General features: G+C 38.6%; 15 protein-coding genes. 13 read left to right on the forward strand and 2 right to left on the reverse strand.

The features are described 5' to 3' along the window. Positions 1–25: 25 nt before the first annotated feature. Positions 26–949 (forward strand): alpha/beta hydrolase, encoded by a 924-nt coding sequence (locus CKV71_RS01765; RefSeq protein ID WP_095103183.1) that lies wholly within the window; start codon positions 26–28, stop codon positions 947–949. Positions 950–1039: 90 nt separating this feature from the next. On the opposite strand, the gene CKV71_RS01770 is transcribed toward CKV71_RS01765, so the two are convergent. Continuing rightward, positions 1040–2161 carry a DsrE/DsrF/DrsH-like family protein gene (locus CKV71_RS01770; RefSeq protein ID WP_095103184.1) on the reverse strand — a complete coding sequence of 374 codons (1122 nt, stop codon included), beginning with the start codon at positions 2159–2161 and terminating at the stop codon, positions 1040–1042. Positions 2162–2529: 368 nt separating this feature from the next. Here CKV71_RS01770 and CKV71_RS01780 point away from each other — a divergent pair, with 368 nt between their 5' ends. The 4 genes from CKV71_RS01780 to CKV71_RS01795 all read left to right on the forward strand — a co-directional run bounded on the left by CKV71_RS01780 (position 2530) and on the right by CKV71_RS01795 (position 7218). Beyond that, a complete protein-coding gene (locus tag CKV71_RS01780; protein ID WP_167376357.1) occupies positions 2530–2823 on the forward strand; it encodes a hypothetical protein in 294 nt (97 codons plus the stop codon). A 61-nt stretch (positions 2824–2884) separates the two neighbouring features. Further along, entirely contained in the window at positions 2885–3334 is a 450-nt protein-coding gene (locus CKV71_RS01785) for a MarR family winged helix-turn-helix transcriptional regulator (RefSeq protein WP_095103190.1), read from the forward strand. A 168-nt stretch (positions 3335–3502) separates the two neighbouring features. Continuing rightward, a complete protein-coding gene (locus CKV71_RS01790; protein ID WP_095103192.1) occupies positions 3503–5146 on the forward strand; it encodes an alpha-keto acid decarboxylase family protein in 1644 nt (547 codons plus the stop codon). A 461-nt stretch (positions 5147–5607) separates the two neighbouring features. Continuing rightward, positions 5608–7218, forward strand: a complete 1611-nt coding sequence (locus CKV71_RS01795) for a BCCT family transporter (RefSeq protein WP_095107201.1) — start codon at positions 5608–5610, stop codon at positions 7216–7218. A 591-nt stretch (positions 7219–7809) separates the two neighbouring features. Here CKV71_RS01795 and cudC read toward each other — a convergent pair. Then, entirely contained in the window at positions 7810–8355 is a 546-nt protein-coding gene (gene cudC / locus CKV71_RS01800; RefSeq protein WP_095103194.1) for a choline uptake/conversion transcriptional regulator CudC, read from the reverse strand. A gap of 481 nt (positions 8356–8836) precedes the next feature. On the opposite strand from cudC, the gene betB reads away from it, so the two are divergent. The 8 genes from betB to CKV71_RS01840 all read left to right on the forward strand — a co-directional run bounded on the left by betB (position 8837) and on the right by CKV71_RS01840 (position 19775). Beyond that, positions 8837–10327 (forward strand): betaine-aldehyde dehydrogenase, encoded by a 1491-nt coding sequence (gene betB / locus CKV71_RS01805; RefSeq protein ID WP_095103196.1) that lies wholly within the window; start codon positions 8837–8839, stop codon positions 10325–10327. A gap of 320 nt (positions 10328–10647) precedes the next feature. Further along, the gene (gene betA / locus CKV71_RS01810) at positions 10648–12336 is read left to right on the forward strand and encodes a choline dehydrogenase (RefSeq protein ID WP_095103198.1); all 1689 of its coding nucleotides are present in this window, start codon (positions 10648–10650) and stop codon (positions 12334–12336) included. 642 nt (positions 12337–12978) lie between these two features. Further along, positions 12979–14184: a DegT/DnrJ/EryC1/StrS family aminotransferase gene (locus CKV71_RS01815; RefSeq protein ID WP_095103200.1), complete on the forward strand. Its 1206-nt coding sequence runs from the start codon at positions 12979–12981 to the stop codon at positions 14182–14184. After that, the gene (locus CKV71_RS01820; RefSeq protein ID WP_095103204.1) at positions 14181–15290 is read left to right on the forward strand and encodes an ATP-grasp domain-containing protein; all 1110 of its coding nucleotides are present in this window, start codon (positions 14181–14183) and stop codon (positions 15288–15290) included. Before CKV71_RS01815 ends, CKV71_RS01820 begins: the two co-directional genes overlap by 4 nt. Beyond that, positions 15291–16202 (forward strand): NAD-dependent epimerase/dehydratase family protein, encoded by a 912-nt coding sequence (locus CKV71_RS01825; protein ID WP_095103207.1) that lies wholly within the window; start codon positions 15291–15293, stop codon positions 16200–16202. Continuing rightward, positions 16180–16770: a sugar transferase gene (locus CKV71_RS01830; protein WP_095103209.1), complete on the forward strand. Its 591-nt coding sequence runs from the start codon at positions 16180–16182 to the stop codon at positions 16768–16770. Before CKV71_RS01825 ends, CKV71_RS01830 begins: the two co-directional genes overlap by 23 nt. A gap of 17 nt (positions 16771–16787) precedes the next feature. After that, a complete protein-coding gene (locus CKV71_RS01835; protein ID WP_095103211.1) occupies positions 16788–18059 on the forward strand; it encodes a glycosyltransferase in 1272 nt (423 codons plus the stop codon). A gap of 306 nt (positions 18060–18365) precedes the next feature. After that, the gene (locus CKV71_RS01840) at positions 18366–19775 is read left to right on the forward strand and encodes an O-antigen polysaccharide polymerase Wzy family protein (protein ID WP_231917556.1); all 1410 of its coding nucleotides are present in this window, start codon (positions 18366–18368) and stop codon (positions 19773–19775) included. The last annotated feature ends 8 nt before the right edge of the window (positions 19776–19783 follow it).

Below are 19783 nucleotides of genomic sequence, written 5' to 3' on the forward strand. Positions count from 1 at the left end.
TAAAAATACGGAAGGGTGATTATTTTTGAAAGAACAATATGTAACTTTTAAAACAAGAGATGTGGAAACTGCAGGGATTTTAAGAACACCGGATAATGCGAAAGATAACGCGTTACCAACTATTGTAGTCATGCACCCTATAAGTAGCGTAAAAGAACAAACTGCAAGCATTTATGCGAAACGATTAACTGAAGAAGGTTTCGCAACTTTAGCATTTGATGCGTCACACCAAGGTGAGATTGCTGCAGAACCAAAAAATATTGAAGTGCCTTATTACCGGGTAGATGATGCCAAAGCAGCTATTGACTATTTAAATACACTTGATATTGTAGATGACAAACGAATTGGTATTTTAGGTATTTGCGGAGGCGGCGGTTATGCAGTTAATGCCAGCTTAACTGACAAACGTATTAAAGCAGTTGGTTCTGTTGCAGGTGTCAATTTCGGAATGTTAGCACGAGAAGGAAATTTCATGCCAGATGCTGCATTGAAAACCTTGTATCAAGTTGCAGATCAACGCGAGGCAGAGGCTAAGGGTGCAGAACCAGCACTGATGCCGTATGCGCCTGACAGCGAAGCACAACGTAAAGAGCAAGGACTTGATGATATCGACATTAAAGAAGCGGTAGATTACTATAGAACAGATCGCGGCTATCATGAAAATGTAACAAATCGATATCGTGTTATCAATCAAGCTGACATTATTGGTTTTGATGCTTATCATTTAGCTGATAAATTGTTGGATCAACCGTTATATATTGTAGCAGGTGATATACCGGGTGCCTTTGGTTCTTATCGCTGTGCTTATAATTTATTTGATCAAGCATTAAGTAATAAAAAAACATTGAACATTGTCAAAGGTGTTTCTCACTATGACTTATATGATCAACCTAAAGCAGTAGACGAAGCTTTGAAAGGATTAGTTCCTTTCTATAAAAAATATTTATAAACAATGTATCACTATTAAATCGATAGTTTCATAATAATTAAAGAACCCCTTATTGCGTCTTTTAACGCAATAAGGGGTTGAATTATTTCATCAGATAAATAAATTGTGGTTTGCATGTTCAGTGTCTCCGATATAAGTGCCGACACCTGCAAATTCAACTTCTGGTCGTAATTCTTCTTTTTTAATGCCCATCACATCCATGCTCATGGTGCAGGCAATCAGTTTAATATCGTTATCAATTGCTTTATCAATGAGAGTTGGAAGTGAATCCACGTTTTTTTGTTTCATAATCATTTTCATCATTAGTCGACCTAAGCCGAGCATATTCATTTTAGAAAGCGGCATATTTTCAGGACCGTTAGGCAGCATCATACCGAATAATCGTTCAATACCTGTCTTTTTCACTTTACCTGAATGAGGGCGTTTTAAGGCATTTAAGCCCCAGAAAGTGCAGAAAATTGAAACGTCACGACCTGCAGCTCGAGCACCATTCGCAATAATAAAGGCTGCTAAGGCTTTGTCTAATTCACCGCTGAATAAGACGATAGTAGTGCCCTTTTCAGTATGCTGTACTGCTAAATCTTGCGGTTGCTGTGCGGATTTTTCAATAACTGCAGTAATTTCTTTATCATTTTGTTTCAAGTCTACTAAAGTATTACCAGTTTGTGCTGCCCAACTCTTAATATCACTCGCGAAGCCTGGATCCGTAACCAGTACTTCAAGTTGTTCGCCTGGTTGCAGTTGTTTGAGCTCTTGATTGACATTCATTAAAGGACCTGGACATTGCATACCGCTGTAATTGACTTTCTTGCGGTCAGGTTTCAGTTCAGTGGCAGCAGTGTTTTCAGGATGCGGCTGCTCTTCAAAGGTTTCTTTTTCCGCAGGGGCAGTTTGGGATTGTTCTGCTTCTGCTCTGTCTTGAATAGCTTGGTAGCCGCCGTTTAAATTGACGACTGTGAAACCGCTGTCGCTCAGCATTTGGCTGGCTTGTTGGCTGCGTTTGCCGGCTTGGCAATAAATGTAGTAGGTCTTGCTTTGGTCGAGAGGGAATTTGGTGTTGAGTGATGAGAGTGGGTAAGACTGCGCGCCGTCGATATGGCCCGCTTCGTACTCCTCGGTTTCTCTCACATCTATTAGTTGGCCTTGGTGGCCCATTGCTTCTAAATCTTCATCTGTTAACTCAGTAATTTGCACGGTCTTGAATTGAACCATGTGCCCATCTCCTTTGTGGATTGTTAATGTGATTGTACAAGGATTAGTGCGATAAATAAAATGAACTGCATATGTTAGGCTAGAGATGAGGTGAGATGTATGAGAAAAGGAAGTAAAATAGATTATTTTTTGGTCGGTATATTAATTATTTTGATGCTTATAAATATATTAGTTGTTTTTAAAGTTGTTTCTATTCCTAATGGTCTCATCAACTTGATGCTGACGTTCACTTTATTAGTTTGCACATTAATCACTTACCGCAACGGCTACAAAAAAACTGCATATTTTATGATTTTCGTAACGTGTTTTAACTTAGTATTAAGCATTATTCAATTATTTAGTTGAGCAACTATTCTTTAATACATATTATGCGATATAATATAAGACAAATGAATAATTTAAATGAGGTGAAAAAATTGAAAGTTGATAAGTTGTGGTTAACTTATTTAGGTATCGGCCTCATGATAGTGGCTATCATTTTAAATTTGCTATCGCTCTTTAATGTGATTGATTTAGCAAGTTGGGTCTCTTCTCTTATTAGTGCATTAGTTATTTTTAATCTGTATTTTCTGCTTTTCAAAGGAGATAAAAAATATGGTAAATTTTTCTTAATTGTTGGTTGTTTGATGATTGTTTTCGCTATTATTGAGTTCATAATATGATAAACTAGGAATAATTATCTGAATTTTTCAGAGAGAATTTGAAGTAAAGGAATGTATAGAATTGACTGAGTACAATAATGATTATGAGCATCTATTGTTCTATTTTGCATACAAGACATTTATCAACACGGCGGATGAAATTATTGAGAAGAAAGGTATGAGCCGCCAACATCACCGCTTCTTATTCTTTATCGACAAAGTGCCGGGTATTACAATTCGCGACCTATTGAAGAGTATGGAAATCTCGAAACAAGGCAGTCATCAGACCTTGCGCAAGCTGAAAGAGGAAGGACTCGTTGTGGAAAAGAAATCCAAAGAGGATGGCCGCGTGAAAGAGTTGTTCGTTACGCAAAAAGGTCATGAATTAGTGACTGAAATCAACAAAGCGCAAAATGATTTATTGCAACATATTAAAGCAAAAGTCGGCAATGACTGGAATGCCATGATGGAAGAAATGGCCAGTTATCGACCAGGGTTCCAAGAAGTGAAATATTTAAAAGGTGAAGAGTAGCAGACAAGCAGGCAGCGTTGTCTGCTTTTTTTGATGGGGGCCCTCTTTAGCTTCGACCTTCTTTCTAAATCTTTCTTTCGCACATATAAGTCAATATAATTGACCTAATTCTATTGGAAGCGTTATCCTAGAATTGTATTAGAAATAGAGACAAAGGTGGAATGAATAATGAAGAAACGTGTCGGAGAGTATTTAATGGACTGTTTAAGCAACACGGGCGTTGAGAAGGTATTTGGTGTGCCGGGTGATTTCAACTTGGCATTCTTAGACGATATTATCAGCAGAGATGATATGGAATGGGTTGGTAATACAAACGAATTGAATGCAAGTTATGCGGCAGATGGCTATGCACGTATGAAAGGTATCAGTGCGATGGTCACAACGTTTGGTGTAGGCGAGTTGTCTGCGGTAAATGGTATCGCGGGCTCTTATGCAGAACGTGTGCCGGTGGTCGCTATTACTGGTGCGCCTACGCGTGCGGTTGAAAATGCAGGCAAATATGTGCATCATTCTCTTGGTGAAGGTACGTTTGATAATTACCGCAAGATGTTCAAAGAGATTACGACAGCGCAAGGTTACATTACACCTGATAATGCACAAACGGAAATTCCGCGTCTATTGAATGCGGCGTTAGCTGAGAAACGTCCGGTGCATTTGCATTTGCCGATTGACGTGGCAATGACGGAAATAGAGGTGGACACTGCTTATGAAGTGCCGGAGCATCAACCTCATGATGTCTCAAAATATATTTCTATGGTAAAAGATAAATTGGAAAGTGCTTCCCAACCTGTAATTATTGCAGGTCATGAAATTAATAGTTTCAAATTGCATGCAGCACTGGAAAAATTAGTAAATCAAACGCATATTCCTGTAGCCCAATTATCGCTTGGTAAAGGTGCGTTTAATGAAGAAAGTCCTTATTACATGGGGATTTATGATGGCTCGATTGCCGAAGAAAATATTCGCGAGTATGTAGATAATAGTGATGCAATCTTGAATATTGGTGCGAAATTGACGGATTCTGCAACAGCTGGCTTCTCATTCGAATTTGATATTGATGATGTCGTGATGTTGAATCATCACAATTTCAAAATGAATGAAACAGTGGCAGAAGATGTGACGTTGCCGGATTTAATGGATGGCTTGTTGGAAATGGATTATGTGAATGAAGCGGATTATCCGAAATTCAAACGTCCAGAAGCGGGTCAATATGAATTGAGTGGCGATGTATTAACACAAGAAACTTACTTCAAGATGATGCAAGATTTCTTAGCTCCTTCTGATGTAATCTTGGCTGAACAAGGGACTTCTTTCTTTGGCGCTTATGATTTAGCGTTGTATAAAGGTAATAAATTCGTGGGACAACCTTTATGGGGTTCTATCGGCTATACATTGCCGGCTACAATTGGTACACAAATTGCAGATCCGAACCGTCGTAACTTATTGTTGATTGGTGACGGCTCATTACAATTGACGGTACAAGGTATTTCAACTATGATTCGTCAAGGTTTGAAACCTGTAATGTTCGTGATTAATAATGACGGTTATACAGTTGAACGTAAAATCCACGGTGAAAATGAACCATATAATGATATTTACATGTGGGATTACAAAGCCTTGCCTGCAGTCTTTGGCGGCGAAGATGTGGTGAAAGTGCATGATGTTTCCACAAGCGAAGAATTAGATCAAGCCTTTGAAGCAATTAAAGCTTATCCGGATATGATGCACTTTGTAGAAGTTAAAATGGCGATGCATGATGCGCCGCATAAATTAGAAGCAATTGGTAAAGCGTTCGCTAAACAAAATAGTTAATAATATTAGATGTGCCTCGGTTATTTTTTAGCCGAGGTTTTTTATGTGAAATTAACAGAATAGGGGTAGAGTATTTCGGATGGGAAATTTGCTTTCCAAAGCTTTCTTTTAAAAAAATATTTATTCGGTTAAAAAGAATAAATATGCAAAATTTACGTATATTAAGTTCGTTCAATTCGTTAAATTTTAATTTAACACTACGCTATCGCCGGTTACTCGGGTTGAAACGCTTACAAAAAATATATATTTATTCATTGGAAGCAATATTTTAATCTGCATGAATTTGCATTATTATAAATAATTCGTTACTGTCTTTATGTAGCTATTAAATAAGTTGTTGAGATGTGTATGTTTCGCGGGGAAATGATTTATATATTTTTCTCAACACAAAAAAATAAATAGGGAGTGCAAATACATTGCAAAAAGCTAAAAAAGAAAGCAAAGCGAAAAAGTCCCACATTATGGACTGGACGACCTTTTATGGAACGGTTATCGTGCTGCTCATTGCGGTAGTGCCGATGATGGCCTTTCCGAAAGCGAGTCAAAAAGTCATCACAGACATTAATGAGTCGATTTCGAACTCGATTGGTGCTGTTTATCTGACGTTGGGCCTCGTAATTTTAGGCTTCGTGCTTTACATTGCATTCGGTAAATATGGAAATGTGACTTTAGGTAAAGCGAGTGACCGTCCGGAGTTCGGTAATTTCAGCTGGGCTTCGATGCTATTTTGTGCGGGTATCGGTTCTGATATTTTGTATTGGGGCGTCATTGAATGGGCGTATTATTATCAAGTTCCGCCGCATGGAGCGAAAGGTATGACGGACCACGCGTTGGAATATGCGACGATGTACGGCATGTTCCACTGGGGACCTATTGCGTGGGCGATTTATGTGTTGCCGGCATTGCCAATCGGTTATTTAGTCTTCGTGAAGAAGAAACCGGTTTATAAGATCAGCCAAGCATGCCGTCCGATTTTGAAAGGGCAAACGGATAAATTGCCTGGTAAGATTGTCGACATTCTGTTTATCTTCGGATTGCTCGGCGGTGCAGCGACTTCATTAGCTTTAGGTGTGCCGATGATTTCTGCTGGTATTGAGAAGTTAACAGGACTGGACGGCAGTAATATGGTACTACGTTCGATTATCTTGTTAACGATTACGGTAGTGTTTGCGGTCAGTTCTTACACTGGCTTGAAAAAAGGAATTCAACGTTTGAGTGACGTCAACGTTTGGTTGTCATTCTTACTATTAGGTTTCGTGTTTGTAGTAGGACCGACTGTCTTTATCATGAATACGACAGTGACAAGTTTCGGTAACATGTTGAAAAACTTCTTTGAAATGGCCACATGGCTGGAACCGTTCGGCGGTATTGATGGGCGTAAGTTGACACACTTCCCTCAACAATGGACCATTTTCTATTGGTCATGGTGGATTGTGTACGCGCCGTTTATTGGACTGTTCATTGCACGTATTTCTAAAGGCCGTACGTTGAAAGAAGTTATCTTGGGTACGATTGTGTACGGAACACTAGGTTGTGTTCTATTCTTCGGTATCTTTGGTAACTATGCAGTTTATTTACAAATCACACATCAATTTAATGTAGTAGAATTCTTGAATACACATGGTACTGAATCAGCAATTATTGAAGTTATGCATCAATTGCCGTTCGGTAACATCGTAGTGGTCTTGTTCTTAATTTCTGCGTTCTTATTCTTGGCCACAACATTCGATTCAGGCTCATATATTTTAGCATCCGCTTCGCAAAAGAAAGTAGTGGGCGAACCATTGCGTGCCAATCGTCTATTCTGGGCGTTCGCACTTTGCTTGCTGCCTTTCTCATTAATGCTTGTAGGTGGACAACGCGCGCTTGAAGTTTTAAAGACGGCATCGATACTGGCTTCTGTGCCATTAATCGTCATATTCGTCTTTATGATGATATCCTTTATCATCACCTTGTCGCGAGATCGGATTAAGCTTGAATTAAGGGCTGAACGACTGAAAAAAGCAGAGCAGCGGGTGTTGAATATGCATGAAATCGCTGAAAATAGAGATAATGATACACCGCTGAAATAACAATGTAAAAGCACCAGAATCCTTTGGTTGAAGGGATTCTGGTGCTATTTTTGTGTGGTGGTATTAGTGGGTGGCGGTGTGGCTGTTGGCGTGTATATCGCGCGAGATTTATGGAGGCATGTCTGATAAATGCGGATATTGGCCAAGAATGGAGCGAACATGTCCAATAAACGGATATATTGGCCAAGATGGTGGGATGACATACCAAATTATAGGTTTTCTAGACACAACTCGAAAACTAATGTCTAGAATAAGGTGTTTTCTAGACACAACTCAGGAACTAGTGTCTAGATTATGGTGTTTTCTAGACACAACACGGAAACTAGTGTCTAGATTATAGGTTTTCTAGACACAACTCGAAAACTAATGTCTAGAATAAGGTGTTTTCTAGACACAACTTGAAAACTAGTGTCTAGAATAAGGTGTTTTCTAGACACAACTTGGAAACTAGTGTCTAGATTCCTAGCTTTTCCAGCAATTTCCACAAAAAAATAGTGCCTAGAACCCAATGTTTTCTAGACACTTATATTTGATAAATCAGTATAACGAAGCTGTCTCTAAATCTTAGCGATACTCTGCCGCTCATACTCGCTATTCTTCAGGTATTGGAAAATATTTGAAAATCTCGCCGCTTTGAATGGCGTCGCTGATTTGTGATAACCATTTATAATAAACAGTTGAGTGCTCAAGTTGTGCGTATACTTTTTCAGCATGTTCTCTCGTTTCTGGATCTACATCATCTGCCTCAAGGATTTTTTTGATAATCTCCTCGGATTCTTTTAAAGATTCCATATTTACAGTGATTTCGCGATTGAATTTAATGTTGAAGAAATTGCGGAAGAATAAAAAGAAATCTTTTTCCGCTACAAAGTGTTGTTTACGACTACCGCGTGTAAATTGTTGTTTCACTAAGTCATACTCTTGCAGTTTTTTTACACCTGTACTCATACTTGGTTTGCTCATTTGCAGTTCCTCGCGCATTTGATCGAGGGTCATGCTGTCTTCGAATACCATTGTGCCGTATAAGTTGCCGACGCTGCGATTGATACCATATAAATCCATTGTTTCACCAATGGCACTGATTACTAAATCCTTGGCTTCGTCAATTTCTTGTTCATATTTATTAGAACTTGCCATACTAAACCTCCGTCTACTGCATTTACATTTATTTTAGAGTTAATTAATGAATTAGTCCAATGCTGGTGGGAAAAACAAAGAGAGAGCAGAGTTGCTTATTAATCGGGAGCAAGTCGTTGTCTTCACCAGCACCTTGTGATAATCGGGCTTTCGACAGCAAGATTTTCGATAATAAGTGCGCAAGGCGAGCTAAACCAAAGAGCGGTTTAATCTTCTTGCTTCTTATTACTCAAATCTTAAACGCTGTCACCAGCACCTTGAGATATACGGGCTACAAAGTGCAGGTTTCTCGGCAATAAGGCGCAGCTCGACTAGACTAAAGAACAGTCTAATCTCTCTGCTTCTTATTGCTCGCAACCTAATCGCACTTTTCCGCACCTTACTTTCCACCTAATTTGACTTTGTTCTCTTTTCCATGGTAACATAAAGTTTGTAAAATTCGTTAAATAAAAATTTAACAAAGTTAACGGAGGTCGAAATGATGGAACTTGTAAACCATTTATCTCGCCAACATTTTATTGACGGCGAATGGGTAGATAGTGCTAATAAAGCAACACGCAAAATTATCAATCCGTACAACCAAGAAGTGATTTTTGAAGTCGCGGAAGCAGCACCTGAAGATGCAAAACGTGCCATTGAGGCTGCAAGACGCGCATTTGATGAAGGCGAATATGCCAATGAAACAAGTGAAGTCAAAGGACAGAAAGTTAGAGCTGTCGCTGACAAGATTAAAGAAAATCGTGAAGAGTTAGCGAAACTTGAAACATTAGATACAGGTAAAACTTACGAAGAATCATTAGCAGATATGGATGATATCCATAATGTATTTATGTATTTTGCAGGACTTGCAGATAAAGATGGCGGTGAAGTGATCAACTCTCCAATCCCAGGAACTGAAAGTAAAATCTTGAAAGAACCTCTCGGAGTAGTGACACAGATTACACCTTGGAATTATCCTTTATTGCAAGCATCTTGGAAAATTGCACCTGCACTTGCAACAGGTTGTTCACTAGTAATGAAACCAAGTGAAATTACACCACTTACTACAATTCGTGTCTTCGAATTGATGGAAGAAGTCGGTTTCCCTAAAGGTGTTATCAATTTGATATTAGGTGCCGGTTCAGAAGTCGGCGACGTATTATCTGGCCATCCAGATGTCGACCTCGTATCATTCACAGGCGGTATTAAAACAGGTAAACATATCATGAAACAAGCTGCTGATCATGTGACAAACGTAGCATTAGAGCTTGGCGGTAAGAATCCGAACGTTATATTTGAAGATGCAGACTTTGAATTAGCAGTCGATCAAGCGCTTAACGGCGGTTACTTCCATGCTGGTCAAGTATGCTCAGCAGGTTCACGTATTATCGTTCAAAACAGTATTAAAGATAAATTCGAGAAAGCGTTAATTGACCGAGTTAAAAAAATTCGTGTCGGTAATGGTTTTGATGAAACAACTGAAATGGGACCTGTTATTTCTGCGGAACATTTAGCTAAAATTGAAGGCTATATGGATGTCGCTAAAGAAGAAGGCGCTACTATTGCCACAGGAGGCAAGCGTCCTGAACGCAAGGACTTACAAGATGGTTTCTTTTTCGAACCAACAGTCATCACGGACTGTGACACTTCAATGCGTATCGTGCAGGAAGAAGTTTTCGGACCGGTTGTTACGGTTGAAGGCTTTGAAGATGAAGCAGATGCGGTGCGTTTAGCGAATGACTCTATTTATGGACTTGCCGGCGCGGTGTTCTCTAAAGATATCGGCAAAGCACAACGTGTCGCTAGCCGTATGCGCATGGGTACAGTTTGGATCAATGACTTCCATCCTTACTTCGCGCAAGCTCCTTGGGGCGGTTATAAACAGTCAGGTATCGGCCGTGAATTAGGAAAAGAAGGCCTTGAAGAGTACTTAGTTTCTAAACATGTCTTAACGAATTATCAACCAGAGCCAGTCAATTGGTTCCAAGGTTAAATTTAAAGTATCGATAGAGCGAGCAAAGCAGGATTGTCACTGAATGGGAGCGGGACAGAAATAATTTTTGATTAAAATTATTTCGTCTTCCCGCCCCGGCAAGGCTAACTAGAATAGAAAGAAGCTTGGAACAAGCGCATTTTCTATTCAGATAGCTACTGCCAGTTCAGATAGAAGAGCTGAGACATTATTATGTCTCAGCCTCATCGCTAAATACCCCTGCTTTCCCGCTTTATTTTTTGACAATAGGTTGAACAAAGCTGAAATCGCTACATCTATTCAGCATTAAACTAACCATAATAATAGGAGGATATAAATATATGGCAACATCTTATGATTATGATTACATTATTATCGGCGGCGGAAGTGCTGGATCAGTACTCGGCAACCGTTTAAGCGTTAACCCGAACAATGAAGTATTAGTATTAGAAGCAGGACGCAGCGACTATTTCTGGGATTTATTCATTCAAATGCCCGCTGCATTAATGTTCCCGTCAGGCAATCGTTTCTACGACTGGATTTACAGTACAAATAATGAACCGCATATGGGCGGACGTCAAGTCGCACATGCGCGTGGTAAAGTACTAGGCGGATCAAGCTCAATCAACGGCATGATTTATCAACGCGGCAACCCGATGGACTATGAAAAATGGGGTGCGCCTGAAGGTATGAGTACTTGGGATTTCGCGCATTGCTTACCTTACTTTAAAAGATTGGAAAAGACATTCGGTTCGACGAAAGACGATGAATATCGTGGTCACCACGGCCCAATCAAACTGAAACGTGGACCAGCGAAGAACCCGCTGTTCCAAGCGTTCTTTGAAGCGGGTGTACAAGCAGGCTATAACAAAACACCAGATGTTAACGGATTCCGACAAGAAGGTTTCGGACCTTTCGACAGCCAAGTGCATAATGGACGTCGTGTTTCTGCATCACGTGCTTATTTAAGACCTGCCATGAAACGTAAAAACTTACATGTTAAAACACGTTCATTTGTGACTAAATTAAACTTTGAAGGCAACAAAGTAACAGGCGTAACATTTAAACGTAATGGTAAAGAGCATACCGTTACTGCTAAAGAAGTTATTTTATCAGGTGGTGCTTTCAATACACCGCAATTACTACAATTGTCTGGTATCGGTGATCCAGAGCACTTGAAATCATTAGGTATTGAGCCGCGTATCAACTTGCCAGGTGTAGGCGAAAACTTTGAAGACCATTTAGAAGTATATATTCAACATGCGGCTAAACAACCAGTTTCTGAACAGCCAAGCTTGAATTTATTAAGATGGCCTTGGATTGGTTTACAATGGATCTTCAGCCGTAAAGGACCAGCAGCGTCAAACCACTTTGAAGGCGGTGGCTTTGTCCGTTCAAATGATGATGTGAAATATCCAAACTTGATGTTCCACTTCTTGCCGATTGCGGTACGTTATGATGGCCAAAAAGCAGATACAGAACATGGTTATCAAGTACACGTTGGACCAATGTACTCTAATTCTCGCGGTCACTTGAAGATTAAATCTAAAAATCCATTCGAACACCCAGACTTTACTTTCAACTATTTATCAACTGAAGAAGATAAACGTGAATGGGTAGAAGCGATTCGTGTCGCACGTAATATCTTATCGCAACCTGCAATGGATCCATATAATGCAGGTGAAATTTCTCCAGGACCAGAAGTACAAACGGATGAAGAAATTTTAGATTGGGTACGCCGTGATGCTGAAACAGCACTACACCCATCTTGCAGTGCGAAAATGGGACCAGCTTCTGACCCTATGGCAGTTGTAGATCCATTAACAATGAAAGTACATGGCATGGAAAACTTACGCGTAGTCGATGCGTCAGTCATGCCGACGACTACAAACGGTAATATTCATGCACCAGTCTTAATGATTGCTGAAAAAGCAGCAGATATCATCTTAGGAAATGAGCCTATGGAACCAGAATATAAAGATTATTATCAACATGGCGTGCATGATAAAGACGCAGGTACAATTAAATAAGAGCAGAATTTCTATTATTGCAGGAGCCAGGACTTAATTTTGTCCTGGCTCCTGCTTTTTTAATGGAAAGATTCTGCAAAATGTATAGGGAGCGGAGTGGAGCCTATACATTTTACTCCTTAAAGATGAGTAACCTTAATAATTATTAAAACTTAACTTATTGCACGCTGAGATGGTGGAGGAGAATATCTCATTATGTGCCATTTCTTTAACGCACCAATAGAAAAAGGTTAAATAACAGTAAATAGTATTTATATTATATAAAGAATATGTGTCATAAAGAATAACGGTATAAAGAAGCTAACTCTATATTAAACCAATGTAAACTTTGTTAAGGTAATGTCAAATTTATGAGTTTTACATTAAAATATTGTTTTGTTAATTTTGTGATTGTTAAATAATAATTTTGATTATACATAATAATTGAATGTTTTTTAGTGGATAGACTATACTGTTAATAAATTGAAACATGGTATCAATACGAAAAGAAATATAGTTATGCTTATTAGATGATTAATTCAAAGATTCCCTATATTTATTTTTTTCGTTAATAGTGAAATTCGCAGGACAACTTTAAATACAATGTGTGCGTATATGGCATGTTTACTTTTAATAAGATGAAAATCAAAGGAGAAGATAGGGATGCAAATACCATTTAGTCCGCCGCAAATATCTGAAGATGCAATTGAGAGTGTTGTTGAAACGTTAAGAAACGGATGGATTACAACGGGTCCTAAAGCAAAACAATTCGAAGAAAATTTAACAGAATATATGGGAACTGAAGGCACAGTGTGTATGAATTCTGCTACTGCCGCCCTTGAAATGACCTTACGTTTATTAGGCATCGGGCCTGGCGACGAAGTGATTACTTCTGCCTATACATACACAGCTTCCGCTTCTGTTATTCATCATGTAGGTGCTGAAATTGTATTAGTAGATACGCAAAAAGATTCTCTGGAAATGGATTACAATCAATTAGAAGACAAAATTACAAAGAATACCAAAGCTATTATTCCAATAGATATTGCTGGTCAATTATGCGATTATGAAAAGATTTTTGAAATAGCTGAACGAAAACAAAACTTATTTTCTACGCAAAATAAAATACATCAAATATTAAACAGAATTGCTGTTATTGATGACGGCGCACATTCTTTTGGCGCTCAAAAAAATGGAGTGCCTAGCGGTCGCTTTGCTGACTTTACAACTTTTTCTTTTCATGCTGTAAAGAATTTGACTACAGCTGAAGGCGGGGCAGTGACTTGGACTAAAGATTATTCTCAATATGGTATAGATATTGCTAAAATCTTTGAAGTTGCAATCTTGCACGGTCAAAGCAAAGATGCACTTTGTAAAATGCAAAAAGGAAACTGGGAATATGATATACAAGAACTAGGTTATAAGTTTAATATGACAGATATTAATGCCGCTATAGGGATAGATCAGTTAGATAAATATGATGACAATCTTAAGCGTCGAAAAGAAATCGTGGAATATTATGAAGCGCATTTAAATCCAGAATATCTAGAAACCTTAAAGCACTTTGACAATGAAAAAGAATCAAGTTGTCATTTATTCTTAACGTGGATAAAAGGTATTACTGAAGAACAGCGTAATAATATTATTACACGCTTAGCTGAAGAAGGAATTGCCACAAATGTACATTACAAACCGCTTCCTCTTTTTACAGCCTACAAGAATTATGGATTTGATATTAAAGACTTTCCGAACGCCTTTGCACATTACCAAAATGAATTGACGTTACCGCTGTACCCTCAGATGACAGATGAAGAAGTAGGATATGTTGTTAAAAAGGTGAATCAAGCAGTCAGTGAGGTCTTAATATGAAGAAAATATTAATTTTAGGTGTAGCGCCCGTTCAAGCAGAAGCCATTGAAAAACTGAATGATATGGGTTATGAAACCTTTGCGATTGCGATGAAAAAAGATGGACCAGGTGCAGATGCAGCGCAACACTTTGCAGAAATTAATATTATCGATGAAGCGGCGGTTTCTGAATATATTCGAGAAAACGATATTAATGCAGTATATTCTGTCGGGTCGGATTTAGCCATGCCTGTAGCTAACAAATTGTCTGAAGAACTAGGTTTACCGCACTTCGTAAGTTATGAAACTGCCTACGCTTGCAATCATAAAGATGACATGCGTAATCGAACGAAAGGCATCTCAGGAGCGGTTCCTTTTGAAATAACTGACGAAATTAATCATCAAACAGCTATTGAATACCCAGTATTTGTAAAGCCGACAGATGGGCAAGGACAACGTGGTATTTCTTTAGTAGAATCAGAAGAGGAATTACCTGCAGCTATTGCTAAGGCAGTGGAACACTCAAGAGAAGGCGCTGCGATTATTGAACGCTATATAGAAGGTTATGAAATCAGTGTCAATGGTTATGTAGTGGATGGACAATTACAATTTACTTTAGTTTCTATGCGTGAAACTTGGCCTCAATATCCTGGGTTGATTCATAAACACGTTATTGATCCGGAAATTGACTATCCTATGGCCTCGATTGAAAGTGCAATCCAAGCACATTTAGAAACACTGCATATCGATAATGGACCGATTTACGCGCAAGTAAAAGTGATGCATGACGAAGCATTTATTATTGAAATTACGCCTCGATTTGATGGTTGCCATATGCATAAATTGATTCAATATTATAATGAAGATGATTTATTGGAAAAAACATTTAAACATCTTTTAGAAGATGAACAACCTATTTTTACAAATGAAGAAAAAGTTAATCCTTTTGTGTTAGAGTTTATGTGTGAAACGCCCAATCAAAAAATTGATTATACACAATTTATATCACCAAAAGGAACAGTAGAATCCTACCGTTATTACAACCAAGGAGATACAATTCGCCCGGTAAATGGCGTTTATGATAAAGTTGGCTTCTTTATTTATCCTTTGAAAAAGGAGGAAAACTAAATGGCCTTTCGAATTACAGGAGGCACAGGTCTTTTAGGACGTTACTTTACTGAGTTACTAGAGGAACATCATGAAGATTATACAATACTGTCACGCCAAGCGGCTCATCTTGACCAGCAATCGAAACGTATTCAAACTGATTATTCTCAAGCATCTTTAGAAATGATTTTTCAAGAAGGTGACATTATTGTTCACTTAGCAGGCGGCAGAGGGCCGAAGAAAGAAATCAGTGCTTATACTTCAGAATTGCAGCTGGCGCAAAATATATTTGATGCTGCCGCAGCCAAAAAATGTAAGAAAGTGATTGTGGCTTCTTCTATCTCTGTCTATTCAGAAACTGAAACCTTGCCATGGCAGGAAAGGGACACAGTTGAAACGATACCTAAGTCGTTATATGGATTGAATAAAAGATATATTGAAATGTTAGCAGAATATTATACAGTTCATTTTGGTTTGGATATCACTTGTTTACGCTTTTCACATTTATTCGGCGCTAACGAACAAAATAATTACATGATTAATTATTTTATGCGCTTAGCGTACTTAAACCAACCACTCACAGTGATGGGGGCGAGCAATGTGAAACGAGAATTTCTGTATGCTAAAGATGCCGCACAAGCAATTTGGCAAGCGAGTCAGTATGAAACGAAAGCCTTGATTTTGAACGTCAAAGGCAGTGAAACTTTGACCAACCTCGAAGTGGCTGAACAGATCAATAGAGCGTTTGCAAACCAGGCACCGATTGAACGCAAAGACGAAGATGTTAAAGATTTCTTTGCGCCTTCTTATATGGATGGTGCGCGAGCTGAAGCAACTATAGCTTATGCACCGCAATACGCTTTTGGCGAAGCCTTGCAAGAAATATATCACGAAATGGAGCTGCTTGACGATGAAATACCAGAAAAATATTAAACGTGTATTAGATGTAGTATTGTTTCTCGTATTATTGCCGATACTCTTATTAGTAGCTTTACCTGTCGGCCTGGCGATTAAAGCAGAAGATCGCGGAAGTATTCTCTATAACGGGAAACGTCTTGGAGCAGGCATGCTTCCATTTAAGATGCATAAGTTCAGAACCATGAAAGAAAACGCAGCTGATATTCGTAATGAAGACGGGAGTACATTTAACAGTGACAACGACCCGCGTGTTACACGTATTGGCAGCTTTTTAAGAAAATCCAGTATAGATGAATTGCCTCAGCTTTTAAATGTTTTAAAAGGAGATATGAGCTTCGTAGGACCGCGTCCAAGTCCGCTTGGCAATGAAGAACGTTATCCTGACTATTATAAAGAGAAGTTTCATGTGAAACCAGGCATTACAGGCTTAACACAAGCTTTGCTCAGAAATAGTGCTTCTATGGAAGAACGTATGCGTTTAGATGCATTTTATGCACAAAATGTCGGCTTTAAAATGGATGCATTTATTATTTATAAAACGATAGCTACAGTCTTGTTGCAAAAAAATATCAATCAGAAATAGAAGGGGAAGGAAACCATATGCATAAAGAATTGATTCTGTTGACGAATTATTTCCCTTATTACAAAGGCGAGGAATATTTAGAAGAAGAAATTAATTATCTTGCAGAAGAGTTTGATCACATTACGGTGATTCCTACGATGGTAAGCCCATCCATGCAATTAACACGTACTGTTCCGGGCTCTGCTACTGTTTTGGATCTGCCTTTTCCGCAAGGGTTGAAGGATAAAGCAGTGAACTTTCTGAAGACGGCGCCGCATATTATATTGAATCGCAGCCGTTTGCAAGGGATTGGTCAGAATGCAGGTTCGCTCAATCCTTATAAATGGTTGTATAATCTGTACTTTGAAGCGCGTACAGATGCCATTTATTATGATTTGATTCATTCGGGTTTGCTGCCGGAAAATGATAAAGATACTCAATTGTACCTTTATAGTTACTGGTTCTATATTACCGCCAACTTAGGTACCAAATTGAAATATGAGTATTATGGCGACACTTCAATTCCGTTGATTTCTCGGGGCCATGGTTATGATGTTAACGACTATATCAAACCCTTCAGCTTCTTGCCTATGCGTAAAGGAATGTTGTCGCGGGTCGATACGCTTTATCCTGTATCGGATACCAGCAGTCAATATTTGCAGAAGAAATTCCCGAAATATGCTGATAAGATAGAAACAAGACGTTTAGGGGTCGGAAAGGGAGATTTCCAAGTTTCTGAACGCAATCCGATGCTGATTGTGAGCTGTTCGACGATTCGTCAGTTGAAGCGGTTAGATGTCATTATCGATGCTTTGGCGAAATTGAAAGAAGCGGGTTATGTGTTTAAATGGGTACATATCGGTGATGGTCCTGATACGGAAAAAATTAAAGCGCGCGCTGCAGAAAAATTGAATGCAGATGAATATGAATTTATCGGTCGTCTACCGAATCAAGAGGTGCGCCAATGGTATCATGATCATAATCCTTCACTGTTTGTGAATACTTCGGAATCAGAAGGGGTGCCGGTTTCAGTCATGGAAGCTATGGCCAATGCGATTCCAGTTGTTGCGTCAGACGTAGGAGGCACTGCAGAAATTGTGAAACCTGAATATAATGGCTTGTTAATCGGTGCTGATTTGAACGTGGATGCAACAGCCTCTGCGATTGAAGATTTTATTCAAATGTCAGATGAACAGTATCTGCAATATGCTAAAGGTGCTTATCAAAGCTGGAAAGATTTGAGCGACTCAGAAACACTCTATACCTCTTTTGCGCAAGCATTAGTCGAGAGAGGACAAGATTGCAGATAACTTAGTGAGATGCGAAGTGCGGCATGACGGCATGGGCGAGGCAGGTTGGGAATTAGTGGAAAATTGTATCGAATGCAAAACGCAATGTATGAATTAAAATTTTTGTTTATGCGAGAAACAGAAGACCCTAGTTAGAGGCAGAATCAGCTATTTATAATATAGCTTCACCTATGATAAAACCAATAAATTTTCCTTAATAATGATGTAAAGCAGCCTTTGAATGCTAATTAAAAATAAAAAGTAATGAATCAGTGAGTAGGTGGGAGTTTGGCTAGAATATTTAGATGGAGCTTACTTGGTGCAGCAGTGATAGTCCTCGCATTGGGAATAATATTCTCAAATATTAATCTGCTGTTTAGTGCGCTCTTGTTATTTTTTCTGAACAATATTATATATGGATTTGAATCGTTTAAAAGTCGAGTCATTTTCTTTATGTTTAATGTAACTTTCTTTGTTTTTTTAATAGGAAGAATGTTTGTCAGCCAAGTCTTCCACTACAAAGAAAAGGAATTTAAAATATTAGGAACATACTTTACGGATCAATCTACAATTATCAATATTTTGATTATGTTGAGTTTAAGTTTGTTCTGTTTATACTTAGGTTATGCATTATTAGATCGCAATATTCACCGCAGTTTCAATCGTTTTATTCCTGAAGAAACGGATTATATTAAAAATATTCGTACTATCAGCTTAATTGTCTTTACGGTTGCAATTGTCTTTAAATTGATTTATTTAGCTGATGCCATTCAAGCATCACAAACACAAGGTTATTATGCCTATTTTTCAACCTTTAAATCGAGTTTGCCAGGGCCGTTAGTTTTAATCAGCAGAATGTTCCCAATTGCTTTTTTCGTCTATTTGGCAACATTACCTGCTATTAAACGTGCTTGGATTCCGATTCTTGCTTACCTATTTGTAGATGGTTTATCCGTTTTAACAGGTTCGCGTTCTGATTTTATGTTGGACGTGTTGATTCTGTTTATCTATTTCTGCTACCGAAATCAAATTGCAGAGGAAACGCATACGTATAAATGGTTTGGAAAGAAGACTTTGATTACAGGTATTATTGCAGCACCTGTGCTCTTAGCTTTAATGAACTTTGTAGGAAATAACCGTGGCAGTACGTCGACTAGCAGCAATTCAGTGCTGGACTCTTTAATGTCTTTCTTCTTTTCCCAGGGGATTAGTGTAAACGTAATCGGTTATACGATTGAAAAAGCAAAAGAAATTCCAGATAAAATTTATTCAATTGGACCTTTAACAGAATATATAAAATTCAATATCTGGGGGAATTTGACTGGCGGCCAAGGAGGGTGGTCAGGTCAATCTGTAGACCGTGCATTGGAAGGGTACCAATATTCTCATACGATTTCTTATGTCATAATGAAAGATTTGTATTTAAAAGGTGTAGGTTACGGCTCAAGTTTCGTAGCTGAACTGTATCATGATTTCGGGTACGCCGGTATTATTCTCGGCAGCATGATTATTGGGTTATTAATCGGATGGTTTACTAAAATGCTGACATCTAAGCATATTATCGTGATTGCAATTGCTTTAATTATGGCTAGAATGACTTTATTTATTCCACGTGCCAGCACAATTGCATTTATCATCGATACATTCTCACCAGCGAATATCTTCACAGCTATCGTGATTTTTGCCGGCGAACGTGTGTTACGACCTTATCTCAATCGCAGAAGGAAAAAATCATAAACGGGAGC

The organism is Staphylococcus piscifermentans (assembly GCF_900186985.1).
GTDB lineage: Bacteria > Bacillota > Bacilli > Staphylococcales > Staphylococcaceae > Staphylococcus > Staphylococcus piscifermentans.

Excerpts from the sequence above, each read along its gene's own strand:
- CKV71_RS01815 (WP_095103200.1), top strand. The coding sequence starts at position 12,979 with ATGCAAATACCATTTAGTCCGCCGCAAATATCTGAAGATGCAATTGAG.
- CKV71_RS01780 (WP_167376357.1), top strand. The coding sequence starts at position 2,530 with ATGCGATATAATATAAGACAAATGAATAATTTAAATGAGGTGAAAAAA.
- CKV71_RS01835 (WP_095103211.1), top strand. The coding sequence starts at position 16,788 with ATGCATAAAGAATTGATTCTGTTGACGAATTATTTCCCTTATTACAAA.
- cudC (WP_095103194.1), bottom strand. The coding sequence starts at position 8,355 with ATGGCAAGTTCTAATAAATATGAACAAGAAATTGACGAAGCCAAGGAT.
- CKV71_RS01770 (WP_095103184.1), bottom strand. The coding sequence starts at position 2,161 with ATGGTTCAATTCAAGACCGTGCAAATTACTGAGTTAACAGATGAAGAT.
- CKV71_RS01830 (WP_095103209.1), top strand. The coding sequence starts at position 16,180 with ATGAAATACCAGAAAAATATTAAACGTGTATTAGATGTAGTATTGTTT.
- betB (WP_095103196.1), top strand. The coding sequence starts at position 8,837 with ATGGAACTTGTAAACCATTTATCTCGCCAACATTTTATTGACGGCGAA.
- CKV71_RS01820 (WP_095103204.1), top strand. The coding sequence starts at position 14,181 with ATGAAGAAAATATTAATTTTAGGTGTAGCGCCCGTTCAAGCAGAAGCC.
- CKV71_RS01825 (WP_095103207.1), top strand. The coding sequence starts at position 15,291 with ATGGCCTTTCGAATTACAGGAGGCACAGGTCTTTTAGGACGTTACTTT.
- betA (WP_095103198.1), top strand. The coding sequence starts at position 10,648 with ATGGCAACATCTTATGATTATGATTACATTATTATCGGCGGCGGAAGT.
- CKV71_RS01790 (WP_095103192.1), top strand. The coding sequence starts at position 3,503 with ATGAAGAAACGTGTCGGAGAGTATTTAATGGACTGTTTAAGCAACACG.
- CKV71_RS01795 (WP_095107201.1), top strand. The coding sequence starts at position 5,608 with ATGGACTGGACGACCTTTTATGGAACGGTTATCGTGCTGCTCATTGCG.